The following is a 19,929-nucleotide window of genomic DNA, read 5'->3' as shown; positions in this document are numbered from 1 at the left end:
CCCATGCCCCCCAAGAAGAAGCGCCCCGTGCTGCACGCCGTGACCGTCCTCGCGCTGCTCGGCACCAGCGGCTACCTCACGGTTGAACTGCGCAAGGACGAGCAGGCCAAGGCGCCTTCGGTGCAGGCCGTCACGGACGAGCCGAACCTGGAGTCCAGCACCGGACAGCAGGGCGGCAAGCAGACCTGGGAGCGCCTGAAGAACCCCGAGCGCACGGTGCTGCGCGGCGCCGAGGGCCAGGTGCTCGCCACCTTCACGGACAACGCCCGCACCGCCACCCTGCGCGGCCCCTCCCGCACCTTCAGCGAGTCCGCCAACACCACGTCCAAGGTGGTGACGGAGGACTGGGTGCGGCTGATGCCCGAGCCGTGGACCAAGGGCGCCGAGAAGGAGAAGTGGTTCAAGGACTGGTTCAAGGAGTACTACGGCAGCCAGGAGGACGACATCTTCGCGTACTCCTTCCAGTACGTGCAGGGCGCTCCGGTCAAGAAGGACGACGAAGGCATCCCGTACGCGGGCGACGCGGTCTTCGGCCCGTTCAAGCCGGACGGTGTGGACCGCCTGGAGCAGAACGACTTCTACGACTACCTCGGCATCCCGTACACCTTCCGCGACGGCACCACCATGCCGGCACGCCAGGACCGCTACCGGGCCCTGGACTGCTCCGGCTTCATGCGGATGATCTGGGGCTACCGCGCCCGCCATCCGCTGATGGCCACGAACACCGCGGGCGACGGTCTGCCGCGCACCGCCGACGGCATGGCCCGCTCGAAGGTGGGCGTCGACATCATCAAGCTGCAGGGGCCCGCGCCCTGGTACACGCGCCCGAAGAACATCGACGTCCTCCAGCCGGGCGACCTCCTCTTCTTCAAGATGGACCACCGCACCGGCAACCACATGGACCACGTCGCCCTGTATCTGGGCCTGGACACCGACGGCCACCGCGTCTTCATCTCCAGCCGCAAGGAGGTCAACGGACCGACGATGGGCGACAAGGGCGGCGCCTCGCGCATCGACGGCAACGGCTTCTACGCCGGTCTGCTGCGCAGCGCCAAGCGGCTGTGACCGGATGATGGGGTACTCCCTGGCCGAGAGAAGCCAAGACCTTGGGGGAGGGCCTCGGCTACGGGCCCGCCCCGGACTAAAGTGAACCGGTGATTGGCGACTGGCTCATACGCGGCCGCGACGGCAGGCTCAGTGCTTACCTGCTGTCGGAGGCCGCCGTCCGCTGCCGGGCTGAGCGCGGCCCCGGCGGCCTCTGGGATCCTCCGCGCACCGTGGGCGGCACTCAACGCCTGCATCCCGTGCTCGCCGTGGGCCAAGGCTCCGACGGCTACGCGCATCTCGTCTCCTGGCGCCCCACGGTGCGCGAGGAGTCGGGTCTCGTCCACTCGACGCACTTCCGGCCGCGTCTTGCCGCCCTCGACTGGGACCCGATCGGGCACCCTGACAGGACAGGGGGCCGGACCGGCAACCCCGCCTGCACGGTCGACGCCCAGGGGCGCGCTCATGTCTTCGTACGCAACAAGGGCGGCGGGGTGAGCATGCTCGGCCAGAAGGAGAAGGGCGGCTGGGGCCCTTGGCGCGACCTCAAGGGGCGTGCCGTACACGAGGACTTGGCGGCGGTGACGGGGGAGTCCGGCCTCGTCGAGCTGTACGCGGCCGTCCCCGGCGGCATCCTGCACTGGCGCCAGGAGAAGCCGGGCGCGGTACCGGTCATGGAGGAGGCCCTGGAAGCGCCGGTACGTTCCGGCACCCTCCGGGCGCTCGCCACCTCCCCGTCGTCGACCACCGTCTTCTTCACCGACGCGTCGGGTGACCTGTGCGCCTGGCGACCCGGCACCAAGCCGGTCGCCCTCGTAGCGGCCGCCGGCCCCGGCCCGGTGTCGGCCATCCGGTGCTTGCTGGACGGCCTCGACTGCACGTTGCTCGCCCAGCGTTCGGCGAGTGGGCGGGTGGCCTTCACCGCTTTTCCGACGGAGTCGGAGTCGGCGGGCGCCTGGTGGACGGAGTCCGGTCCTCAACTCCCCGCCGAAGCCCTGGTGTCCCTGGCGGAGGACGAGAACGGCCACGTGGTCGCGGCGAGCCTCACTCCGTCTACGGGTGAGTTGCTGGTGACGCGCCGCAAGGACGAACCGGGGCTTGCCCTGGAGCCGTGGCGCCCGGTGTAACAAGCATTGTTTCGCCCCCACCGCCCCTTCCCATCCCTTGGGGGCTCCGCCCCCAGACCCCCGCTCCTCAAACGCCGGAGGAGCTGAATTTCAGCCCCTCCGGCGTTTGAGAACGAGGCCGTTCAGGCCGACGCGGCGGTCTGGGGGCGGCAGCCCCCAGGTACGGGACGGGCAGGGGCGGAGGGGGCGAAAACGTCTGGTCCGGCAGCGACGCCGGTGCCCCGCACACCACGAGGGCGTGCAGGGCACCGGCAAACACAGCGGAGCGCTTACGCCGGGACGGAAGCCACCCCAACCTCCAGGAACCGCTTCCCGTTCACCCGCTCGGAGACACCCTCACGGTCCAGGTACGGCGTAATGCCACCCAGGTGGAAGGGCCACCCCGCACCGGTGATCAGGCAGAGGTCGATGTCCTGCGCCTCGGCTACGACGCCCTCGTCGAGCATGAGCCCGATCTCCTGGGCGACGGCGTCCAGGACGCGGTCACGGACCTGCTCCTCGGTCAGCACGACATCGCCCTGCTGAAGGAGAGCGGCCACCTCGGGGTCGAGCTCCGGTTTCCCGGAGTCGTACACGTAGAAGCCACGCTTGCCCGCCTTGACGACGGCCGCGAGGTTCGGAGAGACCGTGAAGCGGTCCGGGAAGGCCCGGTTGAGGGTCTCCGAGACGTGCAGACCGATCGCGGGACCGACCAGCTCGAGGAGGACCAGCGGCGACATCGGCAGACCCAGCGGCTCGACCGCCTTCTCCGCGACCTCGACCGGCGTGCCCTCGTCGATGACGTTCTGGATCTCGCCCATGAAGCGGGTGAGGATGCGGTTCACGACGAACGCGGGGGCGTCCTTCACCAGAACCGCGGTCTTCTTCAGCTTCTTGGCGACGGCGAAGGCCGTGGCGAGCGAGGCGTCGTCCGTCTGCTCGCCGCGGACGATCTCCAGCAGCGGCAAGATCGCGACCGGGTTGAAGAAGTGGAAGCCCACGACCCGCTCGGGGTGCTTCAGCTTCGACGCCATCTCGGTCACCGACAGCGAGGAGGTGTTGGTGGCGAGGATCGCGTGCGCCGGGGCGACCGCCTCGACCTCCGCGAACACCTGCTGCTTGACGCCGATCTCTTCGAAGACGGCCTCGATGATGAAGTCGGCGTCCGCGAAGCCCTCGGCCTTGTCCAGGACACCGGTCACCAGCGCCTTGAGGCGGTTGGCCTTGTCCTGGTTGATCCGGCCCTTGCCGAGCAGCTTGTCGATCTCGGCGTGGACGTAACCCACACCCTTGTCGACGCGCTCCTGGTCGATGTCGGTCAGCACGACCGGCACCTCGAGGCGGCGCAGGAAGAGCAGGGCGAGCTGAGAGGCCATCAGGCCCGCGCCCACGACGCCCACCTTGGTGACCGGACGCGCGAGCGACTTGTCCGGCGCACCCGCCGGACGCTTGCCGCGCTTCTGGACGAGGTTGAACGCGTAGATGCCGGACCGGAGTTCGCCACCCATGATCAGGTCGGCGAGCGCCACGTCCTCGGCGTCGAACCCCTTCTGGAGGTCACCGTCCTTCGCCGCCGCGATGATGTCCAGCGCGCGGTAGGCGGCCGGGGCCGCGCCGTGCACCTTGCCGTCGGCGATGAAGCGGCCCTTGGCGACGGCCTGGTCCCAGGCCTCGCCGCGGTCGATCTCCGGGCGCTCGACCGTCACGTCACCCTTGAGCACGGACGCGGTCCACAGCAGCGACTGCTCGAGGAAGTCGGCGCCCTCGAAGATCGCGTCGGCGATGCCGAGGTCGTAGACCTGCTGGCCCTTGAGCTGCTTGTTCTGGTTGAGCGAGTTCTCGATGATCACCGAGACGGCCTTCTCCGCACCGATCAGGTTCGGCAGGATCGTGCAGCCGCCCCAGCCGGGGACCAGACCGAGGAAGACCTCGGGCAGCGAGAAGGCGGGGAGGGCCTTCGAGACCGTGCGGTACGTGCAGTGCAGACCGACCTCGACGCCACCGCCCATCGCCGCGCCGTTGTAGTACGCGAAGGTCGGCACGGCCAGGCCCGCGAGGCGCTTGAAGACCTCGTGCCCGCCCTTGCCGATGGCCAGCGCGTCGTCGTGCTTCTTGAGCAGCTCGACGCCCTTGAGGTCGGCGCCGACCGCGAAGATGAACGGCTTGCCGGTGATGCCCACGCCGACGATGTCGCCGGCCGCGGCCTCCTGCTCGACCTGGTCGATGGCGGCGTTGAGGTTCGCCAGCGACGCCGGGCCGAAGGTGGTCGGCTTGGTGTGGTCGAAGCCGTTGTCGAGCGTGATGAGCGCGAAGCGCCCGCCCGCGGCGGAGCCGCTGTCAGATGCCGTGAACGGCAGGTCGAGGTGGCGTACGTGCGCGGACGTCACGACCTCGTCGGGGAACAGCTCGGCCGCGCCCTTGAGGAGTTCAGCGGTGGTGCTCACTTGTCGCCTCCGGCGTCCTTGTGGTGCGGGTTCTCCCAGATCACCGTGGCGCCCATGCCGAAGCCGACGCACATGGTGGTGAGGCCGTAACGGACCTCCGGCTGCTCCTCGAACTGGCGGGCCAGCTGCGTCATCAGACGGACGCCGGAGGAGGCGAGCGGGTGACCGAAGGCGATGGCGCCGCCGTACTGGTTGACGCGCGCGTCGTCGTCCGCGATGCCGTAGTGGTCGAGGAAGGCCAGGACCTGGACGGCGAAGGCCTCGTTGATCTCGAAGAGGTTGATGTCCTCGATCGACAGGCCGGCCTTGGCGAGGGCCTTCTCGGTCGCCGGGATCGGGCCGTAGCCCATCACCTCGGGCTCGACACCCGCGAAGGCGTACGAGACCAGGCGCATCTTGACCGGCAGGTTGTGCTCGCGGGCGAAGTCCTCGGACGCGATGATCGACGCGGTCGCGCCGTCGTTCAGACCGGCGGCGTTACCGGCGGTGACGCGGCCGTGCACGCGGAACGGCGTCTTCAGACCGGCCAGGTTCTCCAGCGTCGTCCCCGGGCGCATCGGCTCGTCGGCGCTGACCAGGCCCCAGCCGGTCTCACCGACCTCCGCGTTGGTGTTGCGCACCGAGATCGGCACCAGGTCCTGCTGGATCTTGCCGTTGGCGTACGCCTTGGCGGCCTTCTCCTGCGAGCGCACGGCGTACTCGTCGGCGCGCTGCTTGGTGATGTGCGGATAGCGGTCGTGCAGGTTCTCGGCGGTCATGCCCATGAACAGGGCGGACTCGTCGACCAGCTTCTCGCTGACGAACCGCGGGTTCGGGTCCACGCCCTCGCCCATCGGGTGGCGGCCCATGTGCTCCACGCCACCGGCGATGACGGCGTCGTACGCACCGAAGGCGATCGAACCGGCCGTGGTGGTGACGGCGGTCAGCGCGCCCGCGCACATACGGTCGATGGAGTAGCCCGGGACGGACTGGGGAAGCCCCGCGAGGATGCCGGCCGTGCGGCCCAGCGTCAGCCCCTGGTCACCGATCTGCGTGGTCGCGGCGATGGCGACCTCGTCGATCTTCTTGGGGTCGAGGCCGGGGTTGCGGCGCAGCAGCTCCCGGATGGCCTTCACGACGAGGTCGTCGGCGCGGGTCTCGTGGTAGATGCCCTTCGGGCCCGCCTTGCCGAACGGGGTACGGACGCCGTCGACGAAGACGACGTCCCTGACGGTACGAGGCACGATGGCTCTCCTCCAGATGCGGGATGGCACTGCTGCGATGCGCTGAGCGCGCGCTCAGCACACATGCTACTTGTGGGTAACGTAGCTGCCCAGTCCCGAAGCCGGGAGCGGCGAAGGTCACATGAAATCGTGGTGGTTCGGGAGTGCCCCGCGCCACTCGAGGGGCGCGGGGCACTGACATACGCGGCTCCGCCGCGTGGGCGCGAGCCGCCGAAGAGGACGTGCGGCCGCCGTACGAAGAGTCCACGTACGGCGGCTTCGCTTCGCGAGCCTCAGCTCCTGACGGACAGCGTCCCCACCAACACCGGGGTCACCTGCTCGACCTGCCAGGGCCGGGCCCCGTACCCCGCAAGAGCGGCGGCCACGGAATCCGAGTCCGCCGGAACCGGTGGCTCCCAGCACACCCGCCGTACGGTGTCCGGCGTGATCAGGTTCTCCTGCGGCATGTTGAGCTCCTCGGCCAGCGCCGAGACGGCGGCCCGCGCAGCGGACAGCCGAGCCGCAGCGACCGGATCCTTGTCGGCCCAGGCCCGCGGCGGCGGAGGCCCGGTCACCGGCTGCCCCGCCTGCGGCAGCTCGGCCTCCGGCAGCACCTTCGCGCGGTCGACGGCCGCCTGCCACTGCTCCAGCTGGCGCCGGCCCATACGGTGCCCGAACCCGTTCAGCGCGGCGAGCGCGTGCACGTTGGCCGGAACCGAGAGCGCGGCCTCCACAATGGCCGCGTCGCTCAGCACCTTGCCCGGCGAGATGTCCCGCCGCTGCGCGACCCTGTCCCGGGTCTCCCACAGCTCCTGGACGACCGCCATCTGCCGGCGGCGGCGCACCTTGTGCATCCCGGACGTACGACGCCACGGGTCCTTGCGCGGCGGCGCGGGCTGGGCTTGCGCGATCGCCTCGAACTCCTGCCGGGCCCACTCCAGCTTGCCCTGCCGGTCGAGCTCCTTCTCCAGGGCGTCGCGCAGATCGACGAGCAGCTCCACGTCGAGCGCGGCATAGCGCAGCCACGGCTCGGGCAGCGGGCGCGTCGACCAGTCGACGGCGGAGTGCCCCTTCTCCAGTACGAAGCCGAGGACGCTCTCGACCATCGCGCCGAGGCCCACCCGGGGGAACCCGGCCAGGCGTCCGGCCAGCTCGGTGTCGAAGAGCCGCGTCGGCACCATGCCTATGTCGCGCAGGCAGGGCAGGTCCTGGGTGGCCGCGTGCAGCACCCACTCCACTCCGGAGATCGCCTCGCCGAGGCCCGACAGGTCGGGGCAGGCGACGGGGTCGATCAGCGCGGTCCCCGCTCCCTCGCGGCGCAGCTGCACCAGATAGGCGCGCTGGCCATAGCGGTACCCGGACGCGCGTTCGGCGTCGACGGCTACGGGGCCGGATCCGGCGGCGAAGGCGGCGATCACCTCGGCGAGCGAGGCGTCGTCGGCGACGACGGGCGGAATGCCGTCTCGGGGCTCAAGCAAAGGGATCGGCGCCGGTTCGACGTCGTCCGGAGGGGCGCCTCCGGTGGTTCGCAGTGAGCTGTCTGCTGCGGTCTCTTGGGCGTCGGTCACCTGTCAAGAGTATCTGTGTATGGACGACGCCCGTCGACGGAACGTTCCGTCGACGGGCGTCATGGGGTCGTAAACCAGTCAGGTCAGTGAAAGATCCGGGTTCACGGCCGGAGGCGGAGGTAAGGAGTGGTGTGCCAGGCTTTATGCGGTTTGCCAGGGTTCAGTGAATAATCCCCGTGCGCAGGGCCACCGCCACCATCCCGGCGCGGTCGCCCGTGCCGAGCTTGCGGGCGATCCGGGCGAGGTGGCTCTTGACAGTCAGTGCGGACAGGCCCATGGAGACGCCGATGGCCTTGTTCGACTGGCCTTCCGCGACCAGGCGGAGCACCTCGACCTCGCGTCCGGACAGCTCGCGGTAGCCGCCCGGGTGGCTCGGGGCACCTGGGGGGCGGCGGTGCATACGGGCGGCGGCGGAGCCGATGGGCGCGGCGCCCGGCCGGGTGGGGAGCCCGACGTTCGTACGGGTGCCGGTGACGACGTAGCCCTTGACGCCGCCCGCGAGGGCGTTGCGTACGGCGCCGATGTCGTCGGCGGCGGAGAGGGCGAGCCCGTTGGGCCAGCCCGCGGCTCGGGTCTCGGAAAGGAGGGTGAGGCCGGAACCATCCGGCAGATGGACATCGGCGACACAGATGTCGCGCGGGTTGCCGATTCGGGGGCGGGCCTCCGCGACGGACGACGCCTCGATGACGTCGCGCACTCCGAGCGCCCACAGATGGCGGGTGACGGTGGAGCGGACCCGGGGGTCGGCCACGACCACCATGGCAGTCGGCTTGTTCGGGCGGTAGGCGACCAGGCTTGCGGGCTGCTCGAGGAGAACGGACACCAGGCCTCCTGGGGTGCGGGACGGTGCCGGCTCTGGGGATGAAGCCGGGACGAACCGTGCTTTCAAGGTCACAGAGGTCTTCGGCAGTAAACCCATCGACCTTTAGAGAATGATCACGATGTGGTGAGTAGCAATCCGTGCAATTCGGACGCGCGATCGATCATCCGAAGATCGAACCGAGTCGCTCCGCGTCAATACGCGGCCGAAAGTGGCCGTATCGACAAAGAATCGATAAGGGGCCGGAGAGGGTCGGAGAGGGCCGGAGAGGGCCGGTGCGGACCGGTGTGGACCGATACGGATCGGGAAGGGGCCGGTGCGGACCGCGAAGGGGCGCGGAATGACATCGCTGACCTCGCTCAAGGGCCGCCGCCCGGGGCTCAGCGGGGCTGCGGGCCCCTGCGCTGCGGGAGGGTGACCACCGAGGCGTCGCCCGGGGTGACCGGCGGGAGCCCGGCGACCTGGCAGAGCAGATCGCACCACGCCGCGAGGTGTGCGGCCGTGTCCGGGACGCCGCCCAGGCCCTCCCGGGGCGTCCACGACGCCCGGATCTCGATCTGGGAGGCGGCCGGGCGCTGCGCGAGACCGCCGAAGTAGTGCGAGCTCGCGCGCGTGACGGTGCCGCTCGGCTCGCCGTACGACAGCCCGCGGGCCTGGAGCGCGCCGGTCAGCCAGGACCAGCAGACCTCGGGGAGCAGCGGGTCGGCGGCCATCTCCGGCTCCAGCTCGGCGCGGATCAGGGTCACCAGACGGAAGGAACCCTCCCATGCGTCGTGTCCCGCCGGGTCGTGCAGCAGCACGAGGCGGCCGTCGGCCAGGTCCTCGCCGTCGGCGACGACCGCGGCTTCCACGGCGTACGCGTAGGGGGCGAGCCGTTGCGGCGGGCGCGTCGGGTCGATCTCGATCTCCGGCCGCAGCCGCGCGGCCCTCAGCGCCTCGACGGCCGCCCGGAAAGGCAGCGGCGCCGTCTCCATCGCATCCCCGTCCCCCTCCTTCACGTCGTCCATTCCGCCAGCGCCGTCCGACAGTCGTCCCTGAGCCGCAGCCATGCGGGGAAGATTAAGGGGAACGGAGCCTTCGCGCAGGGAGAGACACCCGCGCGCACGACCACTGACCGGATCGCGCGGCGCGAACGCGCCGGTCGGAGCGCCGGAGCCCCGCTGGGAGCGCCAGGGCGGCGGGTTCCCGCCGGAGCCCGGCACGGCGGCGTCGGCCGGAGCCCGGGACCTGGGTGCCGGTGGACCGTGCGAGACTTTCCGTCGTGAGTGCCAACCACAGCCCTTCCGGGCAGCAGCCGTCAGCCACGTACGAGTCCGCCTTCCTCAAGGCGTGCAGGCGCGAGCCCGTGCCGCACACGCCGGTGTGGTTCATGCGGCAGGCCGGTCGCTCGCTGCCCGAGTACCTCAAGGTGCGCGAGGGCATCCCCATGCTGGAGTCCTGCATGCGGCCCGAGCTGGTCGCCGAGATCACCCTCCAGCCGGTCCGCCGGCACAACGTGGACGCGGCGATCTACTTCAGCGACATCGTGGTCCCGCTGAAGGCCATCGGCATCGACCTCGACATCAAGCCGGGCGTCGGCCCCGTCGTCGAGAACCCGATCCGCAGCCGCGCCGACCTGGCCCAGCTGCGCGATCTGACCCCCGAGGACGTCCGTTACGTCACCGAGGCGATCGGCCTGCTCACGGCCGAGCTCGGGTCGACCCCGCTCATCGGTTTCGCGGGCGCGCCTTTCACCCTGGCGAGCTACCTCGTGGAGGGCGGTCCGTCCAAGAACCACGAGCACACCAAGGCGCTCATGTACGGCGACCCGCAGCTGTGGGCCGATCTGCTCGACCGTCTCGCCGAGATCACCTCCGCCTTCCTGAAGGTCCAGATCGAGGCGGGCGCCAGCGCCGTCCAGCTCTTCGACTCCTGGGTCGGCGCCCTGGCACCCGCCGACTACCGCCGCTCGGTGATGCCCGCGTCCACGAAGGTCTTCGACGCGGTGGCTTCGTACGGCGTTCCGCGTATCCACTTCGGTGTCGGCACCGGTGAGCTGCTCGGCCTGATGGGCGAGGCGGGCGCGGACGTGGTCGGCGTCGACTGGCGCGTCCCGCTCGACGAGGCCGCCCGTCGCGTCGGCCCCGGCAAGGCCCTCCAGGGCAACCTCGACCCGGCTGTGCTGTTCTCCTCGCCCGAGGCCGTCCAGACGAAGACGCGTGAGGTGCTCGACGCCGCCGCCGGTCTCGAAGGCCATGTCTTCAACCTGGGCCACGGCGTCCTGCCGACCACCGACCCGGACGCGCTGACCCGGCTCGTGGAGTACGTCCACACGCAGACCGCACGCTAGGGCCTGTCCGCCGGACAGGCCCTGACCTCCCGCAGCTCTCACCGGCCGGGCCGCGCCCGCCTGCCCCACAGCAGGCCGCGCGGTTCCGGTGGGGGCGGGGTGCCGGGGCGCAGTGGCCAGGCGAGCAGCACGCCCGCGAGGAAGCCGACCACGTGGGCCGCGTACGCCACCGTCCCCGCGGCCGAGACGCCGCCGCCGTACGAGTACACGGCCTGCAGCACGAACCAGAAGCCCAGCACGATCCACGCCGGCAGCCGCAGCGGCAGGAAGATCAGGAACGGGACGAGGACCCACACCCTGGCCTTCGGATAGAGGACGAGATAGGCGCCCAGGACTCCGGCGATGGCGCCTGAGGCGCCGATCAACGGGTCGCCGGAGTCGTCGTTCAGCACCGCGAAGCCGTACGCCGCCGCGTAGCCGCAGGCCACGTAGAACAGCGTGTACCGCACACGGCCCATGCGGTCCTCGATGTTGTTGCCGAAGATCAGCAGGAAGACCATGTTGCCCAGCAGGTGCAGCCAGCTCCCGTGCAGGAACAGCGACGTGAACACCGACAGCGGCGGCGACTTCTCGTAGCCGGGCGGGCCCACTACACAGCCCGCTCCCTGCGGCCCGATCCCGACGTCGCCCGTGGGCACCACCCGGGGCATCTGGTGGTGGATCAGCTCCTGCGGCACCGCGGCGTAGCGCTCCAGAAACGCCTGCAGATGACACAGCTGCGCCAGCCCGCTCTCACCCGCCACCGATCCGGCGATCCCGGGCGTGAAGACGAACACGAGAACGTTGGCGGCGATCAGCGCGTACGTCACATACGGCGTGCGCCGTGCCGGGTTCACGTCATGGACGGGGATGACCACAAGGAAGTACTGCCCGTGATGCGCCGGTCGAACCCGCGCACCGCCGCGGGTGTGCGCGGGGTCAGGGGTGCCAACTCGGGGGGCGTGCGGGGGTGTTGCCGCTGCCGCGTCTGCCGCGTGGTGCCCCCCGCCCCGCTGAACACCACCGTGCCCCTGTGCGTATGTCTCCTCAACCGCCCGCGCCGCGAGGAAGACGCGCCGCGAGGAAGACGTGAGGACACAGGCCATGAACGAGCGAGTTTCTCCTCCGATGCATGCCCTGCCCGACGGTGAGGCGGAGATCGCCCTGGTGCTGCACCTGCCCTGGGAGGATGTCGCCGCGCTCGGCCAGGAGGCGGGCCGGCTCGCGGCGCGGATGCAGCGTCCGGTGACCCTCGACGAGGCCGTCAGCCACCGGCTGCGGTCCGCCCGGCCGGCGGCTCACGCGAAGCCGGCCCAGGCCCCGCCCGCGGTGCCCGCACCGGCCTCCGTTTCCTCGCTGCCTGCCCGGCCGCCTGCAGAGCAGGCCCGTCAGGCCATAGACCGCATCAACGGGACTGCCGGGCAGGAGTCCGGGTAGCAGCGCCGCGGGGCCGGAGGCGGACGTCGACCGTCGGTCGTGTGTGGCTGTTCGCGCCCACGCGGCGGAGCCGCATCATGCCATCGCCCCGTGTCCCTTCGGGGCGCTCCCTACCCGGCGTTCTTTCGTACCGCGGCTACCGCCTTGCGCGCCGCCACCAGGATCGGGTCCCAGACCGGGGAGAAGGGCGGCGCGTAGCCGAGGTCCAGGGCGGTCATCTGCTCGACCGTCATGTGCGCGGTCAGCGCCACCGCCGCGATGTCGACCCGCTTCGCCGCTCCCTCGCGGCCGACGATCTGGACGCCGAGCAGCCGTCCGGTGCGGCGCTCGGCGAGCATCTTCACCGTCATGAGGGCGGCGCTCGGGTAGTAGCCCGCGCGGCTGGTCGACTCGATGGTGACGGTCTCGAACCGCAGCCCCGCCCGGTGCGCGTCCTTCTCACGCAGCCCGGTGCGGGCGATCTCCAGCTCGCAGACCTTGCTCACCGCTGTACCGACGACACCCGGGAACGTCGCGTACCCGCCACCGGCATTGGAGCCGATGACCTGTCCGTGCTTGTTGGCGTGCGTGCCCAGGGCGATGTGACGCTCGCGCCCCGAGACCAGGTCGAGCACCTCGACGCAGTCGCCGCCCGCCCAGATGTTCTCGTGCCCGCGCACCCGCATCGCCAGATCGGTGAGCAGCCCGCCGTGGTCGCCGAGCGGCAGTCCGGCGGCCTTGGCGAGCGTCGTCTCGGGTCGTACGCCGATGCCGAGCACGACCACGTCCGCCGGGTACTCGGCGTCCTCCGTGGCAACCGCCCGGACCCGCCCGTCGTCACCGGTGAGGACCTTGGTGACCTCGGCGTCGTTGACCATGGTGATGCCCAGGCCCTCCATGGCCGTGTGCACCAGGCGGCCCATGTCCGGGTCGAGCGTGGACATCGGTTCCTTGCCGCGGTTGACGACCGTCACCTCGTACCCGCGGTTGATGAGCGCCTCGGCCATCTCCACGCCGATGTAGCCCGCGCCCACGACCACCGCGCGGCGGCCCTCCGTCGCCGTCAGCGTGTCCAGGAGGGCCTGGCCGTCGTCCAGGGTCTGCACGCCGTGCACGCCCGGCGCGTCGGTGCCCGGCAGGTCGGGGCGGATCGGGCGCGCGCCGGTCGCGATCACGAGTTTGTCGTACGACGTCCACGCCGCGGCCCCGGTTTCGAGGTCCCGGGAGCGCACGCGGGCGCCCGCGACGTCGATCTCCGTGACCTCCGTACGCATCCGCAGATCGATGGCGCGCTCCCGGTGCTCCTCGGGTGTCCGCGCGATCAGATGGTCCCGCTCGGGCACGTCGCCGCCCACCCAGTACGGGATACCGCACGCCGAGTAGGAGGCGAAGTGCCCCCGCTCGAACGCCACGATCTCCAGCTCGTCCGGCCCTCGCAGCCGGCGCGCCTGTGACGCGGCGGACATCCCCGCCGCGTCACCGCCGATCACGACGAGCCGCTCCGTCGCCCTGCCTGCCCCGCCGGTGCCGCTCGTACGACTCATGCTCATACGAACACGCTACGGGGCCCGGGCGTTTCAGTCCTCCTCGCCGCTCTTCCCGCTTTCGCCGCTCCCGCCGCGCACGGCCGGGGCCACCGGCAGCGCGCCCGTGCCGGCCGTGCCCGCCGCGGGGCGGCGCGGCAGCCGGGGCCGCACGAGGCGCAGCCACACCAGGGCGATCAGCGCCAGGCCCGCCGCGAACGGGAGCACGGCTCCGAGCGCCAGGGTGATCCAGCGCAGCATCGTGACCAGCACGTGCCAGCCACCCGCGAGCGCGTCCACGAAGCCCGGGTCCTCGTCCTTCTTCTCGGCCTTCTTCACCGGGGTCTCGGACAGCGAGAGCGTGATGGTGGCCAGGCTGGTGCGGTCCTTCAGGGACGCCTGCTGGGCGAGCAGCGCCTCCAGATTGGCCTGACGGGTGCTCAACTCCCCTTCCAGCGTGACCACATCGCTGAGCTTGCTCGCCTGGTCCATCAGTTCGCGCACCCGGGCCACGCTGGCGCGCTGCGACGTGATGCGGCTCTCCACGTCCACGACCTGGTCGGTGACGTCCTGCGCCTTGGCCGTCCGCTCGACGACCTTGCCCGCGCCCTCCAGATCCGCGAGCACCTGGTCGTACCGCTCGGTGGGCACGCGCAGGACCAGGCGCGTGCGCTCGTGGCCCTTCTCGTCGCGGGTGGTGGTCTCGTTGCCGACGTAGCCGCCGGCGTTCTCGGCCGTGGTGCGGGCGTCGTCCAGGGCCTTGGGCACGTCCTTGACCCGTACGGTCAGGGAAGCGGTGCGGATGATGTGGCTCGCGGTCACCTTGGGCGGGGCAGTCGCCTTGGAGCCGCCGGCCTTCCCGCTGCCCGCGGCGCCCGAGTCCGCCTGGGCGCCCGAGTCCGCTCGCTCGGCGCCCGGGGCGCCAGCCTTGGCGTCGCCGGCATCACTCCCCGTGCTGTCATTGGAGGCGCTGCAGCCCGTCAGCGCCAGGGCGGTGGCGAGGAGGATCCCGGCCAGAGCCTGAACCGGTCGTACGGATCGTCGTGTGCGCATGTGGCCTACCTCCGAGGGTCGTGTCGACTGACGCTCCTTCGACGCCGGAACCGGTCGGGACGTTGGCTCGATCCGGTCGCGATGCGGTCACGGTCAGGACTCGTGGGGACCTCGGACTGCTGGTCGGAGTGTCAGTGGGGTTTGAGAGGGTGGAGGCATGCGCGCACAGGAGACTCGTACGGGTACGGGACACGTCGTGGTCATCGGGGGCGGGATCGCGGGTCTGGCCGCGGCCCACCGTTTGCTGGGCCGCGGCGCGCGCGTGACCGTCCTGGAGGCGTCGGACCGCGTCGGCGGCAAGCTGCTCCCGGGTGAGATCGCGGGCGCGCGGGTCGACTTCGGCGCGGAGTCGATGCTCGCCCGCCGCCCCGAAGCGGTGGCCCTCGCCCGTGAGGTGGGCCTGGCGGACCGCCTCCAGCCGCCGGCCACGGCGACCGCCTCGATCTGGACGCGCGGCGCCCTGCGCCCCATGCCCAAGGGGCATGTGATGGGCGTTCCCGGCACCGCGTCGGCGCTGGCCGGTGTTCTCTCCGACGAGGGTCTGACCCGTATCGACCGTGACGCCGACCTGCCCCGCACGGAGGTCGGCGACGACGTGGCGGTGGGGGAGTACGTGGCGGCACGCCTCGGCCGGGAGGTGGTCGACCGCTTGGTGGAGCCCCTCCTGGGCGGTGTGTACGCGGGCGACGCGTACCGCATCTCGATGCGCTCGGCGGTACCGCAGCTGTTCGAGGCCGCCAAGAAGCACGACTCCCTGACCGAGGCGGTCCGCGAGATCCAGGCACGCGCCGCCGCCCAGCAGACGGGCCCGGTGTTCATGGGCATCGCCGGGGGAGTGGGCCGGCTGCCGCTGGCGGTCGCGGAGTCGGTGCGGGCTCGCGGTGGCGAGATTCTGACCGGGATGCCGGTGACCGAGCTGCGCAGGACCGACAGGGCGGCGTCGCCGCCGGCCGCCGCGGGCGCGCCGTCGTCGGGCGGCGGAGCCTCGCGCTCGTCGGGTGGTGACGGCACGCGGCAGGCGGGCGGTGAAGGCACGTGGCCCGCGGGCGGCGACCGCTTGCCGTCCCCGGAGGCCTCTGCGGCGGCGCGGCCGCAAGCGGCGGCCTGGCGGATCGTCGCCGGAGGCCGCGTCCTGCACGCCGATGCCGTCGTCGTGGCCCTGCCCGCCGCGGCGGCCGCCGTGCTGCTGCGGGCCGAGGCGCCCGCCGCCGCGACCGAGCTGGCCGCCGTGGAGTACGCCTCCATGGCGCTGGTCACCCTCGCCTATCGCCGCGCCGACACCGGCCTCCCCGAAGGCAGCGGTTTTCTGGTGCCCCCTGTCGACGGGCACACCATCAAGGCGTCCACCTTCGCCTCCCAGAAGTGGGGCTGGATCGCCGAGGAGAACCCCGATCTGCTCGTCCTGCGGACATCCGTCGGGCGGTACGGCGAGACGGAGGTGCTCGGCCGCGAGGACGCCGACCTCGTGGCGGTGTCCCGGCACGACCTGCGGGAGGCCACCGGCCTGGACGCCGCTCCCGTCGCGACTCGGGTGACGCGATGGGACGACGGGCTGCCGCAGTACCCCGTCGGGCACCACGCGCGCGTGGCCCGCATCCGTGAGCACATCGGCAAGCTCCCGGGCCTCGCTGTCTGCGGCGCGGCGTACGACGGGGTCGGCATCCCCGCGTGCATCGCGAGCGCGTACGCCGCCGTGGACCTGCTCGGCGGCGACGGCGCGGGCCTGGACGAGCTGATCGCGAACCCGGTGCAGAGCGTTCACGGCGGCGCGGGACAATAGCCCCATGAGTGACGACGCCCCCGCCAAGATCCCGAACATCGGCAAGAAGGCCAAGGACCTCAACGAGGTCATCCGCTACACCCTGTGGTCCGTCTTCAAGCTGCGCGACGCGCTGCCCGAGGACCGCGCCGGATACGCCGACGAAGTCCAGGAGCTCTTCGACCAGCTCGCCGCGAAGGATGTCACCATCCGCGGCACCTACGACGTGTCGGGGCTGCGCGCCGACGCCGACCTGATGATCTGGTGGCACGCCGAGACGAGCGACCAGCTCCAGGAGGCGTACAACCTCTTCCGCCGCACCAAGCTGGGCCGCTCCCTGGAGCCGGTGTGGTCGAACATGGCGTTGCACCGCCCCGCCGAGTTCAACCGCTCGCACATCCCGGCGTTCCTCGCCGACGAGACGCCCCGCAACTACATCAGTGTCTACCCGTTCGTGCGCTCCTACGACTGGTACCTGCTGCCCGACGAGGACCGCCGCCGCATGCTCGCCGACCACGGCAAGATGGCCCGCGGCTACCCGGACGTGCGCGCCAACACGGTCGCCTCGTTCTCGCTGGGCGACTACGAATGGATCCTCGCCTTCGAGGCCGACGAGCTGTACCGCATCGTCGACGTCATGCGTCACCTGCGCGCCTCCGAGGCCCGGATGCACGTCCGCGAGGAAATCCCGTTCTTCACGGGGCGCCGCAAGTCGGTGTCCGAGCTGGTGGCAGGGCTCGCCTGACCGGAAGCGGCGCGCTGTGGGCGGCCGGGGGTCCGGGGGTTGCCCCCGGGGGATGCGGCACGGGGCGCCGTAAGTCGGTGTCCGAGCTGGTGGCAGGGCTCGCCTGACCGGAGCGGCGTGCTGTGGGCGGCCGGGGGTCCGGGGGTTGCCCCCGGGGGATGCGGCACGGGGCGCCGTAATCCGAGCTGGTCGCGGGCCTCGCCTGATCAAGGCGCCTGCCGGACTGTCTTCGGGTGCTCAGGCTCGTGCGTGGTGCTCCGCGCGGAGACCCCTGAGCCCTGTGATTCCTGTGGGTCCCGCGATCCCTGTGAACCCTTCGAACGATCGCCCGGCGCCGCCGGCTTCGGCTCCGCGTGCGGCGCGCAGGCAGCGCGCCGCACCGGGAGGCGGCCCTCCAGGAGGTAGGCGTCCAGGTAGCCGTTGACGCACTTGTTGGGCCCGCCCCCGATGCCATGCGTCCCGGACCCGTTCTCGGTCACCAGGACCGAGCCGGACAGCCGCCGGCGCAGCTCCAGGGCCCCGTCGTACGGCGTCGCCGCGTCCCGCTCCGCCGCCAGGATCAGCGTCGGCGGCAGCACGCCCGGCGGCGTCCGAACGTCGAGGGGCTTCTGCCGCGGCTCCGGCCAGTAGGCACACGGCAGGTTCATCCACACGTTGTCCCAGGTCTCGAACGGCGCCCGGCGCGCGAGGCGCGTGTTGTCGCGGTCCCAGATACGCCAGTCGGCCGGCCAGGACGCGTCGTTGCACTCGACGGCCGTGTAGACCGCGTTGCCGTTCTCCTGCTCGGCGGCTGCCTCCGGATGCGGGCCGGCCTGCTCGATCAGCGGCTTCGGGTCGCCCTTCAGATAGGCGGAGAGCGCCTGGGCGCGCCGCGGCCAGTAGTCGTCGGAGTACCCGGCATCCAGGAACGCGCCCTGCATCTGCCCCGGTCCCACCTTGCCGCCCGCGGGCGAGGCGGCGAGCTGCGCCCGCGCCCTCTCGTAGCTCTGCTGCACGTCGTCCGGTGTGGCCCCGAGCTCGTACACCTCGTCGTGCTTGGCGACCCACGCGCGGAAGTCCGCCCAGCGCTTCTCGAACGCGGCCGACTGGTCGAGGTTGTTCCGGTACCAGATCTTCTCGGGGTCAGGGTTCACCGCCGAGTCGAAGACCATCCGGCCCACGTGCGAGGGGAAGAGCGTCGCGTAGAGGGCACCGAAGTACGTTCCGTACGAGGCGCCCATGAAGGTCAGCTTCGGCTCGCCGAGCCCGGCGCGGAGCACCTCCAGGTCGCGGGCGTTGTTGAGCGACGTGTAGTGGCGCAGGGCGTTGCCCGAGCGCTGGGCGCATCCGCGGGCGTACGCCTTCGCCGCCGCGATGCGCTCCTTCTTGTACGACTCCGAGGGGAACGTCGGCGCCTGCGAGGGCGCCTTCACGAAGTGCTTCGGGTCCTGGCAGGACAGCGGGGCGGAGCGGTCGACCCCGCGCGGGGCGTAGCCGACGAGGTCGTACGCGGCGGCGATGCGCTTCCACTCCGGGCGGTGGCCGATCAGCGGGAAGCGCGTGCTGGAGGCGCCAGGGCCGCCGGGGTTGTAGACGAAGGCGCCCCGCCGCGGCACCCTCCGCTTCGAGTTCTTCGCGTCCTTGCCGGTGGCCTTGACGCGGCTGACGGTCAGTTTGATCTGCCGGCCGTCGGGGTGGGCGTAGTCGAGCGGCACCGTGACCGTGCCGCATTGGACACTGTCCGGCAGGTCCTCTTCCTTGGGGCAGTTGGCGAAGCGGATGCCCGCGGCCGTGGCGCGCGCGGCGGCGACGGCTGTGCCGCGCATCTCGGCAGAGCCGGCGGCCGGGGCCGGCCAGGCCGGCCGACCGCCCGCCGGGGCGCCGACGAGGGCGGTCAGGAACACGGACCCTGCGGTTCCGTAGAGGACGGCAGCTCTCATCGGGAATCCCTTCAGCGCGCGGGCAGCGACAAAAAGGGATGTTTCGTTTGACGGTTGGCGAAGTAAAGCACCGGGCCGCCGGTGTCGGCCTCTATGACCCCGATGCGCCCTCTGCGGGCGCCCCTCAGCCCTTCAGCCGCCCGGCCTTGCGCTAGTTCCGTCGCTCGGGGCTGCGGTCTCGGTGCGTGAGGGCCGCGCGCAGGTCCGGCTCGCCGATCGCGCGAACACCGCGTACGGCGACGGAGGTGAGGTACGTACGGTCGTCGCCGAGGTCGTCGGTGCGGCGGGCGAGGGTGCCGAGCAGCCGCTGTCCGGCCGGAGACGCCCAGCGCGTGTAGGGATGCACCTCGATGCGGGCGATGGCGAGGCAGCTCAGCGTGAGGATGAGCGGGAGCGCGAACCAGGCGGCGACCGGGACCTCGTTGCCGGTGGCCTGGGCGGGCAGCAGCAGGGCCACGGCGCCGAGTGCGACCACGGCAGCCGCCGCGGCCTGGACCTGGCGGACGGCGCCCGCAACGGTGGTACGGGCGCCGTCGGGGACGGCGAGGCCCGCCGCGACCAGGCGGTCGGCGAGGCGGCGTACCGAGTCCGCGGCGGCCGCCGCCGCCCGTACGGGCGCTATCCGGGACTGGCCCTCCGGGCCGATGGCTCCGATGACCGAGCGCTCCATCTCGTCGCGCCCGCGCGGGTCCACGACGGTCGCCCAGCCGGTGTGCGCGAGCAGCAGCCGGCGCTGGCGGGCCATCGACACCAGGGTCAGATCGGCGACCCGGGCCGGGCCGCCGGACAGGAACGCCGCCTCGTACAGCGTGAGGTCGTGCCCGCGCGCCGCGTCCGCGTCGACGGCCGCCGCCCGTACGGCGGCCAGACACAGCCGGGTGCAGGAGGTGCCGGCCGCGACCCAGGCCAGGAGCAGGAGGAGGACCCAGAACATGCCGTTTTTCTATGCCACGGGCCAGGCGGGCGCCATGGTTTATCCACGATGTGGACGGAGTGTTGCCGGTATGTGACGTTCCGGATTT

At 71.6% G+C, this 19,929-nt stretch carries 16 protein-coding genes; 6 read left to right on the top strand and 10 right to left on the bottom strand.

Annotated features, from left to right (window positions below):
• Positions 1-3: 3 nt before the first annotated feature.
• A complete protein-coding gene (locus C4B68_RS09380) occupies positions 4-1,065 on the top strand; it encodes an NlpC/P60 family protein (protein ID WP_099498921.1) in 1,062 nt (353 codons plus the stop codon).
• A gap of 89 nt (positions 1,066-1,154) precedes the next feature.
• Complete coding sequence (locus C4B68_RS09375; protein WP_099498920.1) at positions 1,155-2,171, top strand: PLL family lectin; 1,017 nt, start codon at positions 1,155-1,157, stop codon at positions 2,169-2,171.
• A gap of 269 nt (positions 2,172-2,440) precedes the next feature.
• On the opposite strand, the gene C4B68_RS09370 is transcribed toward C4B68_RS09375, so the two are convergent.
• From C4B68_RS09370 to C4B68_RS09350, 5 genes are all read right to left on the bottom strand, one after another.
• Complete coding sequence (locus C4B68_RS09370) at positions 2,441-4,594, bottom strand: 3-hydroxyacyl-CoA dehydrogenase NAD-binding domain-containing protein (RefSeq protein WP_099498918.1); 2,154 nt, start codon at positions 4,592-4,594, stop codon at positions 2,441-2,443.
• Positions 4,591-5,817 (bottom strand): thiolase family protein, encoded by a 1,227-nt coding sequence (locus C4B68_RS09365; protein ID WP_099498917.1) that lies wholly within the window; start codon positions 5,815-5,817, stop codon positions 4,591-4,593. The genes C4B68_RS09370 and C4B68_RS09365 overlap by 4 nt, the downstream gene beginning before the upstream one ends.
• Before the next feature lie 272 nt (positions 5,818-6,089).
• On the bottom strand, positions 6,090-7,364 hold the full coding sequence (locus C4B68_RS09360; protein ID WP_099498916.1) for a ribonuclease D: 1,275 nt from the start codon (positions 7,362-7,364) through the stop codon (positions 6,090-6,092).
• Positions 7,365-7,524: 160 nt separating this feature from the next.
• Positions 7,525-8,187, bottom strand: coding sequence for a response regulator transcription factor (locus C4B68_RS09355; protein WP_019073943.1), 663 nt, complete (start codon positions 8,185-8,187; stop codon positions 7,525-7,527).
• Between the two features lie 377 nt (positions 8,188-8,564).
• Positions 8,565-9,191: a DUF3000 domain-containing protein gene (locus C4B68_RS09350; protein ID WP_180289151.1), complete on the bottom strand. Its 627-nt coding sequence runs from the start codon at positions 9,189-9,191 to the stop codon at positions 8,565-8,567.
• A gap of 254 nt (positions 9,192-9,445) precedes the next feature.
• On the opposite strand from C4B68_RS09350, the gene hemE reads away from it, so the two are divergent.
• A complete protein-coding gene (gene hemE, locus C4B68_RS09345; protein WP_099499049.1) occupies positions 9,446-10,513 on the top strand; it encodes a uroporphyrinogen decarboxylase in 1,068 nt (355 codons plus the stop codon).
• A 38-nt stretch (positions 10,514-10,551) separates the two neighbouring features.
• Here hemE and C4B68_RS09340 read toward each other — a convergent pair whose 3' ends face one another.
• Positions 10,552-11,370 (bottom strand): rhomboid family intramembrane serine protease, encoded by an 819-nt coding sequence (locus C4B68_RS09340; protein WP_099498914.1) that lies wholly within the window; start codon positions 11,368-11,370, stop codon positions 10,552-10,554.
• Between the two features lie 226 nt (positions 11,371-11,596).
• Here C4B68_RS09340 and C4B68_RS09335 point away from each other — a divergent pair, with 226 nt between their 5' ends.
• Positions 11,597-11,929 (top strand): hypothetical protein, encoded by a 333-nt coding sequence (locus C4B68_RS09335; protein WP_099498913.1) that lies wholly within the window; start codon positions 11,597-11,599, stop codon positions 11,927-11,929.
• A 110-nt stretch (positions 11,930-12,039) separates the two neighbouring features.
• Here the strand turns inward: C4B68_RS09335 and C4B68_RS09330 are convergent, their stop codons facing one another.
• A complete protein-coding gene (locus C4B68_RS09330) occupies positions 12,040-13,458 on the bottom strand; it encodes an FAD-dependent oxidoreductase (RefSeq protein WP_099498912.1) in 1,419 nt (472 codons plus the stop codon).
• 27 nt (positions 13,459-13,485) lie between these two features.
• Positions 13,486-14,484 (bottom strand): DUF4349 domain-containing protein, encoded by a 999-nt coding sequence (locus C4B68_RS09325; RefSeq protein WP_099498911.1) that lies wholly within the window; start codon positions 14,482-14,484, stop codon positions 13,486-13,488.
• A gap of 157 nt (positions 14,485-14,641) precedes the next feature.
• Here C4B68_RS09325 and hemG point away from each other — a divergent pair, with 157 nt between their 5' ends.
• On the top strand, positions 14,642-16,264 hold the full coding sequence (gene hemG, locus C4B68_RS09320) for a protoporphyrinogen oxidase (RefSeq protein ID WP_099498910.1): 1,623 nt from the start codon (positions 14,642-14,644) through the stop codon (positions 16,262-16,264).
• 4 nt (positions 16,265-16,268) lie between these two features.
• Positions 16,269-16,988, top strand: a complete 720-nt coding sequence (gene hemQ / locus C4B68_RS09315) for a hydrogen peroxide-dependent heme synthase (RefSeq protein WP_099498909.1) — start codon at positions 16,269-16,271, stop codon at positions 16,986-16,988.
• Between the two features lie 206 nt (positions 16,989-17,194).
• Here hemQ and C4B68_RS09310 read toward each other — a convergent pair whose 3' ends face one another.
• Entirely contained in the window at positions 17,195-18,907 is a 1,713-nt protein-coding gene (locus C4B68_RS09310; RefSeq protein ID WP_099498908.1) for an alpha/beta hydrolase, read from the bottom strand.
• A gap of 151 nt (positions 18,908-19,058) precedes the next feature.
• Entirely contained in the window at positions 19,059-19,841 is a 783-nt protein-coding gene (locus C4B68_RS09305) for a TIGR04222 domain-containing membrane protein (protein ID WP_099498907.1), read from the bottom strand.
• Between the last annotated feature and the right edge of the window lie 88 nt (positions 19,842-19,929).

It is taken from the genome of Streptomyces dengpaensis (genome assembly GCF_002946835.1).
Classification (GTDB): Bacteria; Actinomycetota; Actinomycetes; order Streptomycetales; family Streptomycetaceae; genus Streptomyces; species Streptomyces dengpaensis.
Note: the sequence above shows the minus strand (reverse complement) of the source record. Positions and strands in the feature narration are given on the sequence as shown.

Coding starts and splice junctions, on each gene's coding strand:
- C4B68_RS09380 (WP_099498921.1), top strand. CDS start 4: ATGCCCCCCAAGAAGAAGCGCCCCGTGCTGCACGCCGTGACCGTCCTC.
- C4B68_RS09310 (WP_099498908.1), bottom strand. CDS start 18,907: ATGAGAGCTGCCGTCCTCTACGGAACCGCAGGGTCCGTGTTCCTGACC.
- hemQ (WP_099498909.1), top strand. CDS start 16,269: ATGAGTGACGACGCCCCCGCCAAGATCCCGAACATCGGCAAGAAGGCC.
- C4B68_RS09335 (WP_099498913.1), top strand. CDS start 11,597: ATGAACGAGCGAGTTTCTCCTCCGATGCATGCCCTGCCCGACGGTGAG.
- C4B68_RS09330 (WP_099498912.1), bottom strand. CDS start 13,458: ATGAGCATGAGTCGTACGAGCGGCACCGGCGGGGCAGGCAGGGCGACG.
- C4B68_RS09350 (WP_180289151.1), bottom strand. CDS start 9,191: ATGGACGACGTGAAGGAGGGGGACGGGGATGCGATGGAGACGGCGCCG.
- C4B68_RS09325 (WP_099498911.1), bottom strand. CDS start 14,484: ATGCGCACACGACGATCCGTACGACCGGTTCAGGCTCTGGCCGGGATC.
- C4B68_RS09305 (WP_099498907.1), bottom strand. CDS start 19,841: ATGTTCTGGGTCCTCCTCCTGCTCCTGGCCTGGGTCGCGGCCGGCACC.
- hemG (WP_099498910.1), top strand. CDS start 14,642: ATGCGCGCACAGGAGACTCGTACGGGTACGGGACACGTCGTGGTCATC.